Origin of the sequence: Hymenobacter sp. PAMC 26628, assembly GCF_001562275.1 — a bacterium.
Lineage (GTDB): Bacteria > Bacteroidota > Bacteroidia > Cytophagales > Hymenobacteraceae > Hymenobacter.
Window position 1 is genome coordinate 571279 of record NZ_CP014304.1, and the last position, 17946, is coordinate 589224.

A 17946-nucleotide genomic window follows, 5' to 3' on the forward strand; every position below is an offset into this window, starting at 1 on the left:
CGCTACCGCATCCTTTCCTATCTTTGCACCACCAAAAACCACCTGGTAGATATAGCTCAGCTGGTTAGAGCGCCGGATTGTGATTCCGGAGGTCGTGGGTTCGAGCCCCATTATTTACCCTCATTTGAAAGTCCCCGGAAGTCATTCCGGGGACTTTTTTATTTATTGCCGTGTCTTAAGCTTAGCAATTGCTTTTTGCCGGTCGGCTTTAGGCGGTTGCCGTCCTTTCTTCTCCTAACTATTCTACAACTCAACCCTCCTTCAATGAGCTTACTTGTCATCGGCAGCGTTGCGCTGGACACTATTGAAACGCCCTTCGGCAAAGTCGATAAAATTCTGGGCGGTGCAGCTCCATTCATTTGCCTTTCTGCCTCTTATTCGGTGAAGCCAGTCAAGCTGGTGGCCGTAATAGGCGATGATTTTAACCCCGCCGATACCCTGCTGCTCCAAGCACATGGCGTGGACACAGATGGGTTGCAGATCAAGGCGGGCGAAAAAAACTTTGCCTGGACGGGCAAGTACTCGCAAGACCTCAGTTCGCGCGAAACGTTGGCTACTGAACTAAACGTGCTGGCCAATTTCGACCCCGCCATTCCTGACGGCTACCAGGACTGCAAGTACCTGATGCTGGGCAACCTGACGCCCGCCGTGCAGCGCCTCGTTATCCAGCGCCTCGTCAACCGGCCCAAGCTGATTGTGATGGACACGATGAATTTCTGGATGGACGTGGCCTTGGAAGAGCTGCTGGCCACCATCGAAATGGTCGACGTGCTCAGCATCAACGACGAGGAAGCGCGCCAGCTCTCCGGCGAGTACTCGCTGGTGAAGGCGGCCAAGAAAATCCAGGCCATGGGCCCCAAGTACCTCATCATCAAAAAAGGCGAGCACGGGGCCCTGCTCTTCCACAAGAGTAAGATGTTCTTCGCTCCGGCCCTGCCGCTGGAGGACGTATTTGACCCAACTGGCGCCGGTGACACCTTCGCGGGCGGCTTCATCGGCCACCTGGCTGCCACCGACGACATTAGCTTCGAAAACATGAAGCGCGCCGTCATCCACGGCTCGGCCATGGCCTCGTTCTGCGTCGAGAAATTCGGGACCGAGCGCTTGCTAAACCTCTCGGCCGAAGAAATCGAAGCCCGCGAAGCCCAGTTCGCCGAGCTGGTACGGGTAGAGCCGGCGTTGGTGACGGCCGGCTAGGGCCCCGGCGGCGCAACCCTTTTGCAGCAAGACCGGTACACCTTACATCTCCCACCGCAAACCCCCGTCGCCATGTCCTTATCCAAGAAAGAGACCGACCTCACGAACGCTAAAACGTCCGTCAACCCCGCGGCCAACACCAAGAAAAAGAGCACGCAAGTGCAAAGCCCGAACACGACCGACGTATCGGCCCACGGCAACACCACCGATGGCAACAGCGTGGGCAAGGGCGTTGACAAAATCCGCAGCAATCCGCAGGGCAACAAGCCCATGTCGGTGAATACCGGCAAAGTGGGCAAAGGCGGCGACGCCAAGCACTAAGCCATTTCTAAGTTAATAAAAAGCCCCGTCGGATCATTCCGGCGGGGCTTTTTGTTGCAAAAGCGGCGGGCTAAAAATCCCAGCCCAGCCACTTCGCAAACCCTTCGCGCTGGGCCGCGTCGGCCTCGGCCAGCTTGGCCACCGAGTACCGGGGCCCGTAGCTGGCACCTTCCGTCGCCGTCAGCGTCACGGTCAGCAGCCGGTGCTGGCGAAACACGCTGATTTCGTAGCTGGGGTCCCCCGTGCTAAGCAGGGTTTGCAGGTTTAGGTCCACGCGGCGGCCGTTCACGGCCACCACCTCGTCGTCCACGGTGAGGACGGCCGCGGCCGGCGAGCCGGGCCAAATGCCGCTGACCTCGGTGCGCTCGTTGCGGCCCACGGTGCGGAAGCCGAAGCGCCCTTCCGATGCCGACCCGTTTCCGGCCACCATCAATTGGCAGCCCACGGTGTGCAGCACTTTGTCAAGGGGCGGGGCCAGCGGCTCCAGCCCGTAAATAAACTTATCGAAGTAGGCCCTCATCTTCCGGCCGGCCACCTCCTCCACCAAGCGGATGTAGTCAGCCTCGGTGTAGCCGATGCCGGTCTGGCCAAATTCAGCGTACAGCCGCCGCATCACGTCATCGAGGCTACGCGCGTGGCCCGAGAGCTGCCGCAGCGTGAGGTCGAGCAGCAGCGCCGCCAGGGCCCCCTTGTGGTACACCGATACCTTGCGGTCGGGCACGCCGGGCTTGTAGCCGTCGAGCCACAGGTCCACGCTGGCGTCGGCCAGCGAGAGGTTGTCGGGGCCCGCGTCGGCGAAGTGCTTGTGCAGCACCGCGCCCAGCTCCTCGAAGTACTGGGCCGGCGTGCGCACGTGGCTGCGGGCCAGCAGGTACTCGCCGTAGTAGGTGGTGATGCCCTCGGCAATGAAACAGGTGCGGAAGTAGTTCTCGCGGGCGTAGTCGTAGGGCTGCATCTCGGCGGGCCGGATGCTCTTGATGTTCCAGGTGTGAAACAGCTCGTGGCAGCTCACGCCCAGAAACTCCTTATACAGCGCCTCCGTCATAATAAGCTCGGCGGGCCCCAGCGTAATCACCGTCGAGTTGTGGTGCTCCACGCCGTGGTAGTGCTTGTAGGGCAGCAGCTGGTTCAGGAAGTGGTAATCAGCCACCGGGAAGCCCCCGAACAGCGCCACCTGCGCTTCCGAAAACGCCTTAAAGTCGGCCAGCATGCGCGGCCAGTGCAGCGGCGCCTCGCCCTGCACCCACACGTGGAAGGGCAGGCCCCCCACCTCGTACTGCTGGTGCACTAGCGTAGGACTGGCGATGAGTGGCGCGTCGGCCAGCTGGTCGAAGTTCTGCGCCCGCAACACGTTGGGGCCCCCCTGGGGCAAGCCACATGCCACCTGCCAGCCGTCGGGTAAGGCCAGGGCCAGCTCACATTCCTCCTGCTCGCGCCCTTCGGCGTACATCAGGCACTGCACAGGGTTGAGGTAGAGCTGGGTTTCGTCGAGCCACGAGCCGCCCGCGTCCATCTGGTGGGCGTAGAAATTATATCTGATTTTCAGTTCCTTACCTGCCGCGCCGGCTACCTCCCAGCGGTCCTTGGTAGTTTTGCGGTAGGGCAGGGCTTGGCCGGTGGCCGCGTCGCTGATTTCCACCTTCTGAATCTTTTGGGCGAAGTTTTGCAGCTCGTAGCGGCCCGGCCGCCAGGCGGGCAGCTGCAATGCCAGCGGCGCGGTGCCCCCGGCGGGCACGGCCAGCGTCATTTCCACTTGCAGGTAAAACGTGAGCGGGTTCTCGTAGGAAACGCGGTACTGAATCATGGGCGGCAATGGGCTGGTGGGAGAGCAAAGCTAGGGCCCTGCATACGCAAGCCGCCCCCGCCCGAAGCCAATTAAATTAGGGCCCCAGCGCAACCGCTTGGGGCCAAGCGCATCGGCCGGAACCAATTGTGGCCCGGGCGCTTGCGAATCTTGGCACTTACCCGTACCTTTGCCGGCCCAACTCGAAACTTGATTTGACATGAAACGCACCTACCAACCTTCGCAGCGCAAGCGTCGCAACAAGCACGGCTTCCGCAACCGCATGGAAACCGTTAACGGCCGCAACGTGCTGGCCCGTCGCCGCGCCAAAGGCCGCAAGCGTCTCACCGTATCCGACGAAGGCCGTCACAAGCGCTAGTAATTAGGCTGTTAGCTGATGGTTAACAGCTGTTAGCTTACTTAGCTATGGAACAAATTCAATCCCTGGGCTCACCTTCTCCCCCGGAGAAGGGGCCCGGGAGTGAGGTTCCGGGCGTTGCGCCAACGCGCCGCTACACCTTCTCGAAAGAGGAACACCTGTGCCGCAAAAAGCTCATCGATGAGCTTTTTGGGAAGCAGAGTTCCTCTTTTGGCGTTTACCCCCTGCGCATCGTGTGGCTACCCAGCGAGGCGCCCACTGGGGCCCCGCCCCAAGTGCTCATCAGCGTGAGCAAGCGCGGCTTCAAGCGGGCCGTCGACCGCAACCGCCTCAAGCGCCTCATCCGGGAGGCGTACCGCTTGAATAAATATCGGCTTGTGGAGCACCCAGGGGGGCATCTGGTGGGCGTGCTGGGCATTATTTATACCGGCAAGGAAAAAAGTGCGTTGCCGTTGGTGGAAAAAAAATTAATTTCCGCCTTCCATCGTTTGCTCGGTACGGCGGTTCCCCGCCCGGCTTCGCCGCCCGCCGTGTAGCTTCGCCCTTCGCCCCGCCGCTCCATGACCCTCCGACACAAATTTTTTGCCGGTGCCGCACTCGGTAGCGCCGCGCTCCTGTTTTCGTTCCGTACCGCTGCCGATAACGAGCGCTACTTCGAGATTGCCAAAAACCTCGACATTTTCGCCACCACGTTCCGCGAGGTGAACACTTACTACGTAGACGAAATCAACCCCAGCAAGTTGGTGAAAACGGGTCTCGACGCCATGCTCAAATCGCTCGACCCCTACACCAACTACATCCCGGAGGACGACATCGAGGATTTTCGTACCATGACGACCGGACAGTACGGCGGCATTGGCATCCTGACGGTGAAGCGCAACGGCAAAACCGTGGTGCAGAGCGCCTACGAAGGCTACCCGGCCCAAAAAGCGGGCCTCCTGCCGGGCGATGAAATCATCAGCGTCAACGGCGTGGTGATTGAGAAAAAGTCGAACTACGATATCAGCAAGCTGCTCAAGGGCCAGGCCCTGTCGGTGGTAAAGCTGCTTGTGACGCGCTACGGCCAGGACAAGCCGGTGGAAGTAGCCATCACCCGCGATAAAATTCAGGTTGAAAACGTGCCTTACGTGGGCATGATTTCGCCCGAAGTTGGCTACTTCCAACTCGCCACCTTCACCGTGGACGCGGGTAAGGAAGTGCGCGCCGCCGTAACCAAGCTCAAGGCCCAGGGCGCGAAAAAAATCGTGTTCGACATCCGCGATAATCCCGGCGGCCTGCTGAATGAAGCGGTAAATATCTCCAACTTGTTCATCGACAAGGGCCTGGATGTGGTAAGTACCAAAGGCAAGGTGACGGAGTGGAACAAGACCTACAAGGCCCTCGACCTGCCGCTGGATACCCAAATCCCGGTGGCTATCATCACGAGCAACCGCTCGGCCTCGGCCTCGGAAATTGTATCGGGTGTGTTGCAGGACTATGACCGCGCCGTGCTGGTGGGCGAGCGCACCTTCGGGAAGGGCCTCGTGCAAGCCACCCGGCCCCTGAGCTACAACTCGCAGTTGAAGGTGACGACCGCCAAGTACTACATCCCCAGCGGCCGCTGCATCCAGGAGATTGACTATAGCCACCGCGCCGACGACGGCACACTGGGCAAATTCCCCGACTCGCTGCGCACGGCCTTCAAAACCACCGCCGGTCGTACCGTGTACGATGGCGGCGGCGTGGCCCCGGATGTGGAAGTGGCCGACCGCGAAATCGCTGACATCACCCGCGTGCTGCTCCAGAAAAGCTACTTGTTTGACTACGCCACCCGCTTCCGGTCCGAGCACGCCAGCATTGCCCCGGCTCGCGAATTCAAGCTTTCGGAGCCTGATTACCAGAAGTTTGTGGCCTACCTCCAGGGCAAAAACATCAGCTACAGCACCGATTCCGAGAAATCCCTGACCGACCTCGGCAAGCGGCTGAAGGAGGAAAAGCATTACGACGACGTGAAAACCGAGCTGGAAGCCATGCGGCGCAAAATGGTCGTTAATAAAGCCAACGATTTGCAGCGCTTCAAGCCCGAAATCAAGGAAATCCTGGAGCAGGAAATCGTGTCGCGCTACTACTACGAGAAGGGCCGCACCGAGGCTGGCTTCGACGACGACCCCAATATTCTCGCCGCCGTAGCCGTCCTCAACGACCCCAACCGCTACGCCGCCCTGCTGAAACCCAGCGGCCAGGCCGCCAGCGCCCGCAAGTCGGCGGGCACGAAGTAGCAGTTTACGGAGCCCGCTCGTGGCACAATTAATTTTCTTATATTTTTTCTATGACTGCCGACCAACGCCCAGACCAACTCGAACCGCTTGTTTCTCAGACGCTGGCCGTTGCTGACCGCCACACGGCGCAACTCAAGCAGATTTTTGGGGCTGTCAACCAGTTGCTGGAAGCTGGAAAGGTTCAGAGTGACGATGTGCAGTTTGTTTTGCGGGAGATGGACGAGCTGCGGCAAGAGGTACGGGCGGACCTTGGTAATGTGCAGGCGGAGCTTGGCAAATTGACGCATAAAATAGGTGCCATAGAACAGAACCAGTCCATTGCGAATACGCGGATTGGTGATGTAGAAAACGCTGTTTCCCTTGTAGGAATACAGGTTATTAATTTGGATACTAAACTTGACCGTATCCTCGACTTGCTTAGCGGAAAAAACGAATAACCGATTCCCTAGCTACCGTCCTGAGTAACTGTCAATTTTATGATAACTAGCAAATAAGTTGCTAGCGACCGCAGGTTAGCGGGCACGAAGTAATAGAAACTATTACTGTAATATGAATTTGCAATCCACTCTCTCATCTCTAGCAATTACCTGCTTCTTTTTTGCGGGATGCTCGCATCAGCAAGAAAAAGTGGTTTCAAAAACGAACAGTGTCAATTCATTAGCTTGGATTGACACTGTTCGTTTTAATAGTAATCTTACTGATAAACAATGGGGGCAAGTTTATTTTGCGCGTAATAACGAGGAAGATTATGAGAAGTTGACTGATACTGCCAGAATCGCATTGCGTTTTTCTTGGTATAGTGCATTTCACCACTACGTTGTCGTTCGTGTCGAAAACCGTCCGGAAATCTACGATTCAAACGGTACCAGAAAGCTGTATGAAGAATGGTTTGCTTTGTACAAAGAAGATATATCTCGTCTCAACCATGATTGCCCAATTAAGAAGGGAGAAAAGTGTTTGGGGAAACCATTGCCTTATGTGCACCAACAACAAGTTACACTGTTAGAAACTAATAAAATGCCATTAGTTGTGCAGAAGCTAGAGGCAATTAAGTTCTGGCAAATGCAGCGCAAATACATGTCTGGACCACATACAGACGGCTCTAATTGGACCTTGGAAGTATACTATAAGGGAAAATACAAAGCTGTTTCGGTGGATGTAGAAAAGCATCCTGTTAAAGAATTGTGTCTAGAAATGCTGAAGCTAACAAATTATAAAATTAAAAAGGACGAGGTTTATTAAAATCATTAATTATTCGAATGCTTGTCAAATAATGCTTCTCCTTTCCCTCGAAACCTCTTCCCCCGTCTGCTCCGTCGCGCTGCACGACGTGGCCGACGGCCGCCTGATTGGCCAGTCCGAGCTGCGGCTGGAAAAGTCGCACTCCACGCACCTCACCGTATTAATTGAGCAATTGCTTGAAAACACCGGCCACGTTCTGGCTGATCTTGCCGCAGTAGCCGTGAGCGACGGGCCCGGCTCCTACACGGGGTTGCGGATTGGGGCGGCGGCGGCTAAGGGCCTGTGCTTCGCGCTGGATATTCCGCTGGTGGCGGTGAGCACGCTGGGGGCCCTGGCGGCGCAAGTGGCCGCCGTGACGGCGGATGCGGAAAAAACGCTGTTTTGCCCGATGCTGGACGCGCGGCGCATGGAAGTGTACACCGCCCTCTACGCCCACGATGGGCAGGAAGTGCTGGCGCCCGCGCCCCTCATCCTCGCGCCCGGGGCCCTGGCCGAACAATTGGTCCACCGCCGGGTGTTATGCTTTGGCAACGGCGCGGCTAAGTTTCGGCCGCTGGTGGCGGAACAAGCCAACATCGGCTTCTTGGCCAGCATCGAGCCGTCGGCCGTGGCGGTGGGGGCCCTGGGCGTGGCCGCTTTTCGCCGCCAGGCGTTCCAGGACGTGGCCTATTACGAGCCGTTTTATTTGAAAGAAGTGTACACGACCACGCCCAAAACGTCGTCGCCAGTTTAGCCTTATTATTATGGAACCGCTTTTCACCAACCGCGTCGCCAACAGCGGCCTCGTCACCCTCAACCTGGAAGAATTCATTCACGCCGGCGAGCGGGTGCTTTACGACATCAAGGACAACCTGTTCCACGGCCTCATCCTGCGCGAAAAGGATTTCCGCGAGTTCATCAAAACCCACGATTGGGCCCAGTACGACGGCCAAAACGTGGCCATTATCTGCTCGGCCGATGCCATTGTGCCCACCTGGGCCTATATGCTGCTCGCTATTAAGCTGCAAAACCACGCCCACCGCTACGTATTTGGCGACTTGGGGGCCCTGGAACAGTCGCTGTTTGAAGAAGCCATTGCCGGCCTCGACGCTGAAGAATACCGCGACGCCAAAGTGGTGGTGAAGGGCTGCGGCGAAAAGCCCGTGCCCACGTTCGCCTACGTGGCCATCATGCAGAAGCTGCTGCCCGTCACGAGCAGCATCATGTACGGCGAGCCGTGCAGCACCGTGCCGCTCTACAAAAAGCCCAAAGCGGCCGTGATAGAGTAGCAAAAGCTGCCGCGGGAATACGAGGAAACGCGCTGCGGCGCGTTTTTTCGTTTAGCCAACCCAAAGCCCGACATTTGCCAGCGTGCAAAGTCAACCATACAAAATAAGTTTCCTCACCGGGGCGGCCATCGTGGTGGCCAACATGGTGGGCACGGGCGTTTTCACCAGCCTGGGGTTTCAGGTGCTCGACATCCAAAGCGGCTTCGCGCTGCTGATGCTGTGGGCCGTGGGAGGCCTCATTGCGCTGTGCGGGGCCGTCAGCTACGGCGAGCTGGCGGCGGCCATGCCCCGCTCGGGCGGCGAGTACCATTACCTGGGGCAAATTTACCACCCGGCGCTGGGTTTTTTATCGGGCTGGGTATCGGCTACCGTCGGCTTTGCGGCCCCCACGGCTTTGGCGGCGCTGGCTTTGGGCGAATACGCGAAAAGCGTGTGGCCCGGCCTGGGCCAGGCCGTGGTGGCGGGCACCGCCATTACCGGGGCCAGCTCGCTCGGTGTGGGCGTGGTGCTGGCCCTCACGCTAGTGCACGGCACCAGCACTCGCGCTGGCAGCCGCTTGCAAATCGTCATCACCGCCCTGAAAGTGGCCATTCTGGTCGTGTTCATCGGCGCCGGCTTAGTGGTAGGGGAGGGGCAGCCCCTGCACTACGCCCCCGATGCCGCCGGCTGGCGGGCGGTGCTCAGCCCCGCTTTCGCCGTGAGCTTGGTGTACGTGAGCTACGCCTACTCGGGCTGGAACGCCGCCGCTTACCTCACCGGCGAAATCCAAAACCCTGGCCGCAACCTCTCGCGCATTTTGCTGGCCGGTACTGCCGTGGTGCTCCTCTTATACGTGGGACTGAACTACGTATTCCTCCGCTCCACGCCGCTGGCCGGGCTGAAGGGGCAGGTGGAGGTCGGGTTTGTAGCCGCCACTTCGCTGTTTGGGGCCCCGGCGGGCCGTCTGGCGGGAGGCATCATCGCGGCGCTGCTCGTTTCCACCATCAGCTCGATGATTTTTGCGGGGCCCCGCATTGTGCAGGCCATGGGCGAAGACCTGCCGGCCCTGCGCTTCTTCGCTGCCAAAAGCCGCGCCGGCGTCCCCGTTAGGGCCCTGCTGCTGCAAACGGGCATCACGCTGGCGTTCATCCTGCGGCCCAGTTTCAAGGAAATCCTGGTGTATGCCGGCTTCGTGCTGAACCTGTTCACCTTCCTCACCGTGCTGGGCCTGTTTGTACTGCGCTGGAAAAAGCCTAACCTCCTGCGTCCGTACCGGGCCTGGGGCTATCCATTTACTCCCCTGATTTTCCTGGGCTTGAGCGGCTGGACGCTTGCCTTCATCCTGCGCGAAAAACCCACGGAATCGCGCTACGGCTTGCTAACGCTGGCGGGTGGCCTGGTGGTGTACGTGGCAACCACCCGATTTTTCCGCTCGCCCCGGCCTGCGCCCAACCCGTAACTTGCGGCTTCCAAGTGGGCCCCCGGCACCGGCCGGGCCCGCGTTTTCACTCCTTATATATATGCTGTTCCGAAACGCTGCCCTTCGGCTGCTCCCCGTCGCCTTGCTGGCCCTGGCTGCCTGCTCCGAATCGACGACTAAAACCGAAACGTCGGCCTCGACCAAGGCCACTCCCGATGCCGGGGCCCCGGCGCAAACGCCACCCGCCGCGCCGCCTACTTCCGCCGATACGGTCGGTGCGCCCGGTGCTCCCACCACCCAGCCCACCGCCACCGCTGCTCCCACCGATACGGCCTACGTGCAAGACGTGGCCACTTACCTCGCCGGGTTGCCAGTCCGCGCTAATTCCGACTTGGCCGCCCTCGCCCAGGGCCCCGCCTACCAAGCCTTCGCGAAAGACCAGGACAAAAGCTGGGCGAAGTACACCAGCACCCACACCAGCCGCATGACGCAGTGGGCCACGCACGAGCTAGATTCGGTGCAGCGCCGCAGCCCCACCATCTTCTACCCGTTCAGCGGCCCCGATTTTCTCAACGTCGCCACCCTATTCCCCACGAGCCAAGCCTACGTCATGGTGGGCCTGGAGCCCGTGGGCAGCGTGCCCGCTCGCGCCTCGCTCGAAAACTTCAAGCTGTACCCCGCCATCAAGGCCTCGCTGTGGTCAGTGCTGAACTTTAGCTTCTTCCGAACCAACGACATGGCCATCGACCTGAAATCGGTGGAACTTGACGGGGCCGTGCCGCTCATTATGCTATTCGCTGCCCGTACAGGCCACCAGGTGCTGGCCGTGCGCCCCGTGCAGCTCACCGCCACCGGCCAACTCACCCCCGGCGCAGCCGATACCACCCGCGCCAGCGGCCGCCCCAACATCCCGGGGGCCGAAATTCAGGTGCGCAGCGCCAGCGGTCAAGCCCAAACCATTTACTACTTCTCGGCCGATATCAGCGACGCCAAACTCAAGCCCCACCCGGCTTTGCTCACCTACGCGCGTACCCTGGGGCCCCTCACTACCTACGTGAAGTCGGCCACCTACCTTATGCACAAGGCGTATTTCTCAAAAATCCGCAACCTCGTGCTGGCGCGCAGCAATTATTTGCTACAAGACGACTCAGGCATTGCCATGAAATACTTTCCAGCAAGCACTTGGCAGTTCACTTACTACGGAACGTACCGCCGCCCCATCAACCTTTTTGCCAAGCACTACCAGCCCGAGCTAACCGCTGCCTACACCGATAGCCTGCATCACCCCCGCCCGCTGCCATTCGGCACCGGCTACAACTGGCGCCAAACCGATTCTAACCTGCTGCTAGCCCAGCGCCGTACGCCGGTCAGCAACTAAGTCATTTTGTTAAACTCCAGGCCCGGGGGCCGTGGTGACCTCACCGCGGCCCCCGTCGTTTTTTGCCCTGCCGATGAATCATAAGTTCTCCCTTCCTGCCCGCTACCGCTATACCTATATAATTGGTGGGCTCCTGCTCCTGGCAATGGCTGCCGCGTTTGGGTACACCGCACCCCTCAACCGCACGACCAACGCCCGGGGCCCCCAGCAGAGCGCCGATTCCCCGCTTCTGGATTCGTTGCTGCACACCTCCCCCGGCTTGGCCCCCATTGCCGACAACCCCGCCTACGAGTTGCAAATCATCTACACCCAAATCGACCGCGACGCGCAAAACGTGCCTCGTTTTACGCCGCACACCTTCCACCTCAATGCGCGCCAATACTTCAACCCGGCCAGCCTAGTCAAATTGCCCGTGGTCACGCTGGCTCTGGAAAAGCTGAACGACCTGCACCAGCCCAGCCTCACCCGCCGTACCATCATGGCCACGGGTACCGCCTTCCGCTGCCAAACCGCCGTGCCCTTCGCCGCTCCCGCCGATTCCGACCAAGCGGCGACCATTGGCAACTATATCAAGCGCATGCTGCTGGTGAGCGATAATACCGCCTACAACCGCCTCTACGAATTTCTGGGCCAAGGTCCCCTCAACGAACGTCTTGCCCAGCTAGGTTTTCCCAATGCCCGCATCACGCGCCGTTTTGCCCCCTGCGACACGGTCGCCAACCGCCATACCAATCCCATCAGTTTCCACTCCGCCACCGGCGATACCATTTATAAACAGCCAGCGCTGACCAATCCCAGGCCCTACGCCAGCCCCTTGGGCCCCGTATCGAAAGGCCGCGCTTACCGCATTGGCACACGACTCGTTCGCCAGCCCTACGATTTTACCACCGCCAACCACCTGCCCTTGGCCGACGTCAGTACCCTGCTGCGCACCTTGCTGTTTCCCGAATCAGTGCCCGATCCCCTCCGCCCACACCTCACGGCTAACGATTATTCCTTCCTTCGGTACTACCTGCACGCCACGCCCCACGAGGCAGGTTTCCGTCCCTACGCCTCCAAGCGTTACTTCGACACCTATAAGAAGTACCTCTACTACGGCCGCAACCCAGCCGCGCTCGCTGAGAATGGTCTTCGCATCTACAACATTGTTGGCATGTCACACGGGTTTTTGGCTGACGTAGCCTACTTCGCCGATTCCCTGCACCAGTCCGAATTCTTGTTGAGTGCAGTCATTTATGTAAACTCCGACGGAGTTATCAACGACGGTCTGTACGAATACGAAACCATTGGACTACCCTTCTTTGCCCAATTGGGCCACACTATTCGCCAATACGAAGCATTGCGGCCCCGCGCACACCATCCTTATCCCGGCGATTTTGCCATCCCAGCCCGTATTCGTTAGCCTAAGCCCCAACCGGCACTCTTCTTATTGGCTTGATCATCAGGGTAGAGTCACCTACGAGTTATAAAATGTATGATGTGTCACATCCAAATAGTGTGCACATAGTTGCGTGAGCTAATTTTAATACCTGATTTTGCACTCCCAAATCGAACGGACGAGGGCAAAAGAATCATCGGAAAACAAAATTTCTGATTCGTTTGAATAACTGAAAAGGTCATTGTAGTTTTGCACCCCACTTCGACTCAATCGGAACAGTAGTAGGAAAAGAGAAAATAAAAACTCTTTTATCTTGCAAAAAGGAATAAAGCAGCTACCTTTGCACCCCGCTTCAGATCAAAAGAATTGAAGCAGTTGTTGACAAAAAAAATAATACAAATTTTCTTGTCAAGCTGATAAATTTCATTACCTTTGCATTCCCAAATCGGAAGAGGCGGAACAGAGGCTCGGCTAAAAAGCCACATTGTCATTTCAAATGGAAATGGCACACGTTCTTTGAATGTTTGGAAAAGACAAATGGTAAGATTCTGCTTGAGAAATTAAGCAGAGTATTTAACAAGCGTAAAATTGATTTGAACTCGTAAATACGAGTCGAATTAGCCAAGACAGCAGCCTGCTTACGAGCAGGTGAAGGATATTATACAATGGAGAGTTTGATCCTGGCTCAGGATGAACGCTAGCGGCAGGCCTAATACATGCAAGTCGAACGGTGGCAGCAATGCCATAGTGGCGCACGGGTGCGTAACGCGTAGCCAACCTACCCGAATCTGGGGGATAGCCCGCCGAAAGGCGGATTAATACCGCATAAGACTTTGGTCCGGCATCGGGCAGAAGTTAAAGATTTATTGGATTCGGATGGGGCTGCGTGCCATTAGCTAGTTGGGGGGGTAACGGCCCACCAAGGCGACGATGGCTAGGGGAGCTGAGAGGCTGGTCCCCCACACGGGCACTGAGATACGGGCCCGACTCCTACGGGAGGCAGCAGTAGGGAATATTGGGCAATGGAGGAGACTCTGACCCAGCCATGCCGCGTGCCGGATGAAGGCCTTCTGGGTCGTAAACGGCTTTTTTCCGGGAAGAACCGGTCCTGTGCGCAGGGCCCTGACGGTACCGGGAGAATAAGCACCGGCTAACTCCGTGCCAGCAGCCGCGGTAATACGGAGGGTGCGAGCGTTGTCCGGATTTATTGGGTTTAAAGGGTGCGTAGGCGGCCGCGTAAGTCTGGGGTGAAAGCCCGTTGCTCAACAACGGAACTGCCCTGGAAACTGCGCGGCTTGAGTCCAGACGAGGTTGGCGGAATGGGCGGTGTAGCGGTGAAATGCATAGATACCGTCCAGAACCCCGATTGCGAAGGCAGCTGACTAGGCTGGTACTGACGCTGAGGCACGAAAGCGTGGGGAGCGAACAGGATTAGATACCCTGGTAGTCCACGCCGTAAACGATGGATACTCGCTGGTGGCGATAGACGGTCACTGGCTTAGCGAAAGCGTTAAGTATCCCACCTGGGGAGTACGCCCGCAAGGGTGAAACTCAAAGGAATTGACGGGGGCCCGCACAAGTGGTGGAGCATGTGGTTTAATTCGATGATACGCGAGGAACCTTACCTAGGCTAGAATGCGCGTGACCGGTTCGGAGACGAACCTTTCCTTCGGGACACAAAGCAAGGTGCTGCATGGCCGTCGTCAGCTCGTGCCGTGAGGTGTTGGGTTAAGTCCCGCAACGAGCGCAACCCCTACATTTAGTTGCCAGCGGGTCGTGCCGGGGACTCTAGATGGACTGCCTGCGCAAGCAGTGAGGAAGGCGGGGACGACGTCAGGTCATCATGGCCCTTACGCCTAGGGCTACACACGTGCTACAATGGACGGTACAGCGGGTTGCCAACCAGCGATGGTGCGCCAATCCCGAAAAGCCGTTCTCAGTTCGGATCGGAGTCTGCAACTCGACTCCGTGAAGCTGGAATCACTAGTAATCGCGCATCAGCAATGGCGCGGTGAATACGTTCCCGGGCCTTGTACACACCGCCCGTCAAGCCATGGAAGTTTGGTAGACCTGAAGCCGGTGCTCCGCAACGAAGCCGGTTAGGGTAGAACAGGTAACTAGGGCTAAGTCGTAACAAGGTAGCCGTACCGGAAGGTGCGGCTGGATCACCTCCTTTCTGGAGCAATTTGATTCGTGAGTTCAAATCAATCAAGCAGTTATACTAAATGTCTTTTCCATCATTCAAATAATATGGATTAGCTTGATAGAAGCTTTTCTACACTATCACTGATTCATTTAGTGGTAATCGTTCTTTGACGTAAGGGGTAACAAAAACGAAGCGCAGCGCGCCGGGTCTTTTCGGAGGCCGGCGGGTTTTCTTAAGGAAACACGTTGCGAAAGCGAAGTAAGCAAGAGCACACGGGGGATGCCTAGGGTCTCAGAGGCGACGAAGGACGCGATAAGCTGCGATAAGCCCGGGGGAGGGGCACATGCCCGGTGATCCCGGGGTTTCCGAATGGGGCAACCCCGCGACTGGAAGAGTCGTGAACTGACCCGCTTGCCGGGCAGTGGCAAACGCAGGGAACTGAAACATCTAAGTACCTGCAGGAAAAGAAAATAACAATGATTCCCCAAGTAGTGGCGAGCGAACGGGGAGGAGCCCAAACCGCGGCGGTTACGGCCGCTGCGGGGTTGTAGGACCACAACATCTGATTAAATCGAGTTAGCTGAACTGCGTGGGAAAGCAGGCCAGAGACGGTGAGAGCCCGGTAAGCGACAATTCTGGTTTACGGTAGTGGGATCCTGAGTAGGGCGGGGCCGGAGAAACCCCGTCTGAAGCGAGCGGCACCATCCGCTAAGGCTACATACTCCTGAGACACCGATAGTGAACTAGTACCGTGAGGGAAAGGTGAAAAGAACCGGGAATACCGGAGTGAAAAGAACCTGAAACCGTGTGCTTACAAGCAGTCAGAGGGCTTTGGTGGCCTGATGGCGTGCCTTTTGCATAATGAGCCTACGAGTTACTCCTCCCCGGCAAGGTTAAGCGCTTTTAGGCGCGGAGCCGCAGCGAAAGCGAGTCTGAACAGGGCGCGTAGTCGGGGGGGGTAGACGCGAAACTTGGTGAGCTACCCATGACCAGGATGAAGGTGCGGTAACACGCACTGGAGGTCCGAACCAGTTTCCGTTGAAAAGGATTTGGATGAGTTGTGGGTAGGGGTGAAAGGCCAATCAAACTGAGAAATAGCTCGTACTCCCCGAAATGTATTGAGGTACAGCGTCGGCGCGGAGCGTGCTGGAGGTAGAGCTACCGATAGGACTAGGGGGTGTCAGAGCCTACCGAATCCTGACGAACTCCGAATGCCAGCACGTATCGCCGGCAGTGAGGCCTGGGGTGCTAAGGTCCCCGGCCGAGAGGGAAAGAACCCAGACCAACGGCTAAGGTCCCTAAATCCAGGTTAAGTTGAACAAAGGAGGTCCGATTGCTTTGACAGCCAGGAGGTTGGCTTGGAAGCAGCCATTCCTTTAAAGAGTGCGTAACAGCTCACTGGTCGAGCGATCGGGCGTCGATAATACGCGGGCATCAAACCTGGTACCGAAGCTTTGGATGCAACCTGCAAGATGGTTGCGTGGTAGGGGAGCATTCTTCTTGCGGAGAAGCCGTCTCGTCAGGGGCGGTGGAGCGTGGAGAAACGCATATGTAGGCATGAGTAACGATAATGGGGGTGCGAAACCCCCACGCCGATAGACCAAGGTTTCCAGCTCAACGCTAATCGGAGCTGGGTTAGTCGGGACCTAAGGAAAAGCCGAGGGGCGTATTCGATGGCCAGCTGGTTAATAGTCCAGCACCGATGAATCGAAGTGATGCAGTGACGCAGAAGTGAAAGCACCGCGGGCGGACGGAAGTGCCCGTTGAAGGGCGTAGATATAGGAAGGGTAGTTAAGTACGCCCATCTTGTCGAAACCTGATAGTACCGCACGGCCTTCGGGCCACGCGGATAGCGTGCCTAATCCGACTGCCAAGAAAACCTGCTAAGCGTTTTAATCGATTCATCGCCCGTACCGCAAACCGACACAGGTGGTCAAGGAGAGTATCCTGAGGCGCTCGAGTGAATCACGGCCAAGGAACTCGGCAAAATGGACCTGTAACTTCGGGAGAAGGGTCGCTTCCTCTGGCGCAAGCCAGAGAAGCCGCAGTGAAAAGGCCCAGGCGACTGTTTAACAAAAACACATGGCTATGCCAACGCGCAAGCGGACGTATATGGCCTGACACCTGCCCGGTGCCGGAAGGTTAAGAGGGGAACTTAGTCCGCAAGGGCGAAGGTTTGAATCGAAGCCCCGGTAAACGGCGGCCGTAACTATAACGGTCCTAAGGTAGCGAAATTCCTTGTCGGGTAAGTTCCGACCTGCACGAATGGTGTAACGATCTGGGCGCTGTCTCAGCCGTGAGCTCGGTGAAATTGTAGTCTCGGTGAAGATGCCGAGTACCCGCCACGGGACGGAAAGACCCCGTGCACCTTTACTATAGGTTGCCATTGGTGTTGGGTTCGGCATGTGTAGCATAGGCGGGAGGCGCTGAACCGGGGCCGCTAGGTCTCGGGGAGCCGACGTTGAAATACCGCCCTTGCCGTGCCTGATGCCTAATCCGCCGCGCGGAGACAGTGGCTGCTGGGTAGTTTGACTGGGGTGGTCGCCTCCAAAAGAGTATCGGAGGCTTTCAAAGGTCCGCTCAGTCCGCTTGGTAACCGGACGCAGAGCGCAATAGCAGAAGCGGGCTTGACTGCGAGGCCCACAAGCCGAACAGGGTCGAAAGACGGATATAGTGATCCGGCGGTTCCGCATGGAAGGGCCGTCGCTCAAAGGATAAAAGGTACGCCGGGGATAACAGGCTGATCTCCCCCAAGAGCTCATATCGACGGGGAGGTTTGGCACCTCGATGTCGGCTCGTCACGTCCTGGGGCTGGAGAAGGTCCCAAGGGTTCGGCTGTTCGCCGATTAAAGTGGCACGCGAGCTGGGTTCAGAACGTCGTGAGACAGTTCGGTCCCTATCTGTGGTGGGCGTTGGATATTTGACAGGACCTGTCCTTAGTACGAGAGGACCGGGATGGACCAGCCGCTGGTGCGCCGGTTGTACCGCCAGGTGCAGCGCCGGGTAGCTACGCTGGGAGGAGATAAGCGCTGAAAGCATCTAAGTGCGAAACTCACCTGGAGATGAGATATCCCAATTGGAAGGGCCGTGGGAGACGACCACGTGGATAGGCGGCAGGTGAAAAACCAGAAATGGAACAGCCGAGCCGTACTAATGGCCCGAGGGCTTCGCAGATTTTCGGTGGCGCGCCACGCGTT

The 17946-nt window shown here is 57.8% G+C and carries 13 protein-coding genes, 1 tRNA gene and 2 rRNA genes; 15 read left to right on the plus strand and 1 reads right to left on the minus strand.

The annotated features are described in order from the left end of the window. Positions 1 to 45: 45 nt before the first annotated feature. The 3 genes from AXW84_RS02820 (at position 46) to AXW84_RS02830 (ending at position 1518) form a co-directional block, all read left to right on the plus strand. Positions 46 to 119, plus strand: a tRNA-His gene (locus AXW84_RS02820). A gap of 145 nt (positions 120 to 264) precedes the next feature. Then, positions 265 to 1197 carry a PfkB family carbohydrate kinase gene (locus tag AXW84_RS02825; protein WP_068228381.1) on the plus strand — a complete coding sequence of 311 codons (933 nt, stop codon included), beginning with the start codon at positions 265 to 267 and terminating at the stop codon, positions 1195 to 1197. A 72-nt stretch (positions 1198 to 1269) separates the two neighbouring features. Beyond that, positions 1270 to 1518 (plus strand): hypothetical protein, encoded by a 249-nt coding sequence (locus AXW84_RS02830; RefSeq protein ID WP_068228385.1) that lies wholly within the window; start codon positions 1270 to 1272, stop codon positions 1516 to 1518. Between the two features lie 70 nt (positions 1519 to 1588). Here the strand turns inward: AXW84_RS02830 and AXW84_RS02835 are convergent, their stop codons facing one another. Further along, entirely contained in the window at positions 1589 to 3322 is a 1734-nt protein-coding gene (locus AXW84_RS02835; RefSeq protein ID WP_068228389.1) for a M61 family metallopeptidase, read from the minus strand. Between the two features lie 199 nt (positions 3323 to 3521). On the opposite strand from AXW84_RS02835, the gene rpmH reads away from it, so the two are divergent. The 12 genes from rpmH to AXW84_RS02890 all read left to right on the plus strand — a co-directional run bounded on the left by rpmH (position 3522) and on the right by AXW84_RS02890 (position 17923). Beyond that, complete coding sequence (rpmH, locus tag AXW84_RS02840; RefSeq protein WP_068228392.1) at positions 3522 to 3680, plus strand: 50S ribosomal protein L34; 159 nt, start codon at positions 3522 to 3524, stop codon at positions 3678 to 3680. A gap of 47 nt (positions 3681 to 3727) precedes the next feature. Continuing rightward, positions 3728 to 4216, plus strand: coding sequence for a ribonuclease P protein component (locus AXW84_RS02845; RefSeq protein WP_082773661.1), 489 nt, complete (start codon positions 3728 to 3730; stop codon positions 4214 to 4216). Between the two features lie 24 nt (positions 4217 to 4240). After that, entirely contained in the window at positions 4241 to 5938 is a 1698-nt protein-coding gene (locus tag AXW84_RS02850) for a S41 family peptidase (protein ID WP_068228396.1), read from the plus strand. A gap of 50 nt (positions 5939 to 5988) precedes the next feature. Further along, on the plus strand, positions 5989 to 6375 hold the full coding sequence (locus AXW84_RS02855) for a hypothetical protein (RefSeq protein ID WP_068228403.1): 387 nt from the start codon (positions 5989 to 5991) through the stop codon (positions 6373 to 6375). A gap of 112 nt (positions 6376 to 6487) precedes the next feature. Continuing rightward, positions 6488 to 7180: a hypothetical protein gene (locus tag AXW84_RS24390; RefSeq protein ID WP_157886772.1), complete on the plus strand. Its 693-nt coding sequence runs from the start codon at positions 6488 to 6490 to the stop codon at positions 7178 to 7180. 31 nt (positions 7181 to 7211) lie between these two features. Then, positions 7212 to 7913, plus strand: coding sequence for a tRNA (adenosine(37)-N6)-threonylcarbamoyltransferase complex dimerization subunit type 1 TsaB (tsaB, locus tag AXW84_RS02860; RefSeq protein WP_068228406.1), 702 nt, complete (start codon positions 7212 to 7214; stop codon positions 7911 to 7913). A 10-nt stretch (positions 7914 to 7923) separates the two neighbouring features. Then, positions 7924 to 8448 (plus strand): DUF2480 family protein, encoded by a 525-nt coding sequence (locus tag AXW84_RS02865; protein WP_068228408.1) that lies wholly within the window; start codon positions 7924 to 7926, stop codon positions 8446 to 8448. An 82-nt stretch (positions 8449 to 8530) separates the two neighbouring features. After that, positions 8531 to 9886: an APC family permease gene (locus tag AXW84_RS02870; protein ID WP_068228411.1), complete on the plus strand. Its 1356-nt coding sequence runs from the start codon at positions 8531 to 8533 to the stop codon at positions 9884 to 9886. Positions 9887 to 9947: 61 nt separating this feature from the next. Beyond that, positions 9948 to 11225, plus strand: a complete 1278-nt coding sequence (locus tag AXW84_RS02875) for a hypothetical protein (RefSeq protein WP_068228414.1) — start codon at positions 9948 to 9950, stop codon at positions 11223 to 11225. A 73-nt stretch (positions 11226 to 11298) separates the two neighbouring features. Then, positions 11299 to 12627, plus strand: coding sequence for a serine hydrolase (locus AXW84_RS02880; RefSeq protein WP_082773662.1), 1329 nt, complete (start codon positions 11299 to 11301; stop codon positions 12625 to 12627). Positions 12628 to 13265: 638 nt separating this feature from the next. Further along, positions 13266 to 14779, plus strand: a 16S ribosomal RNA gene (locus tag AXW84_RS02885). A gap of 222 nt (positions 14780 to 15001) precedes the next feature. After that, positions 15002 to 17923: ribosomal RNA gene (locus AXW84_RS02890) — 23S ribosomal RNA — on the plus strand. Together the 16S and 23S rRNA genes form the textbook arrangement of a ribosomal RNA operon. The last annotated feature ends 23 nt before the right edge of the window (positions 17924 to 17946 follow it).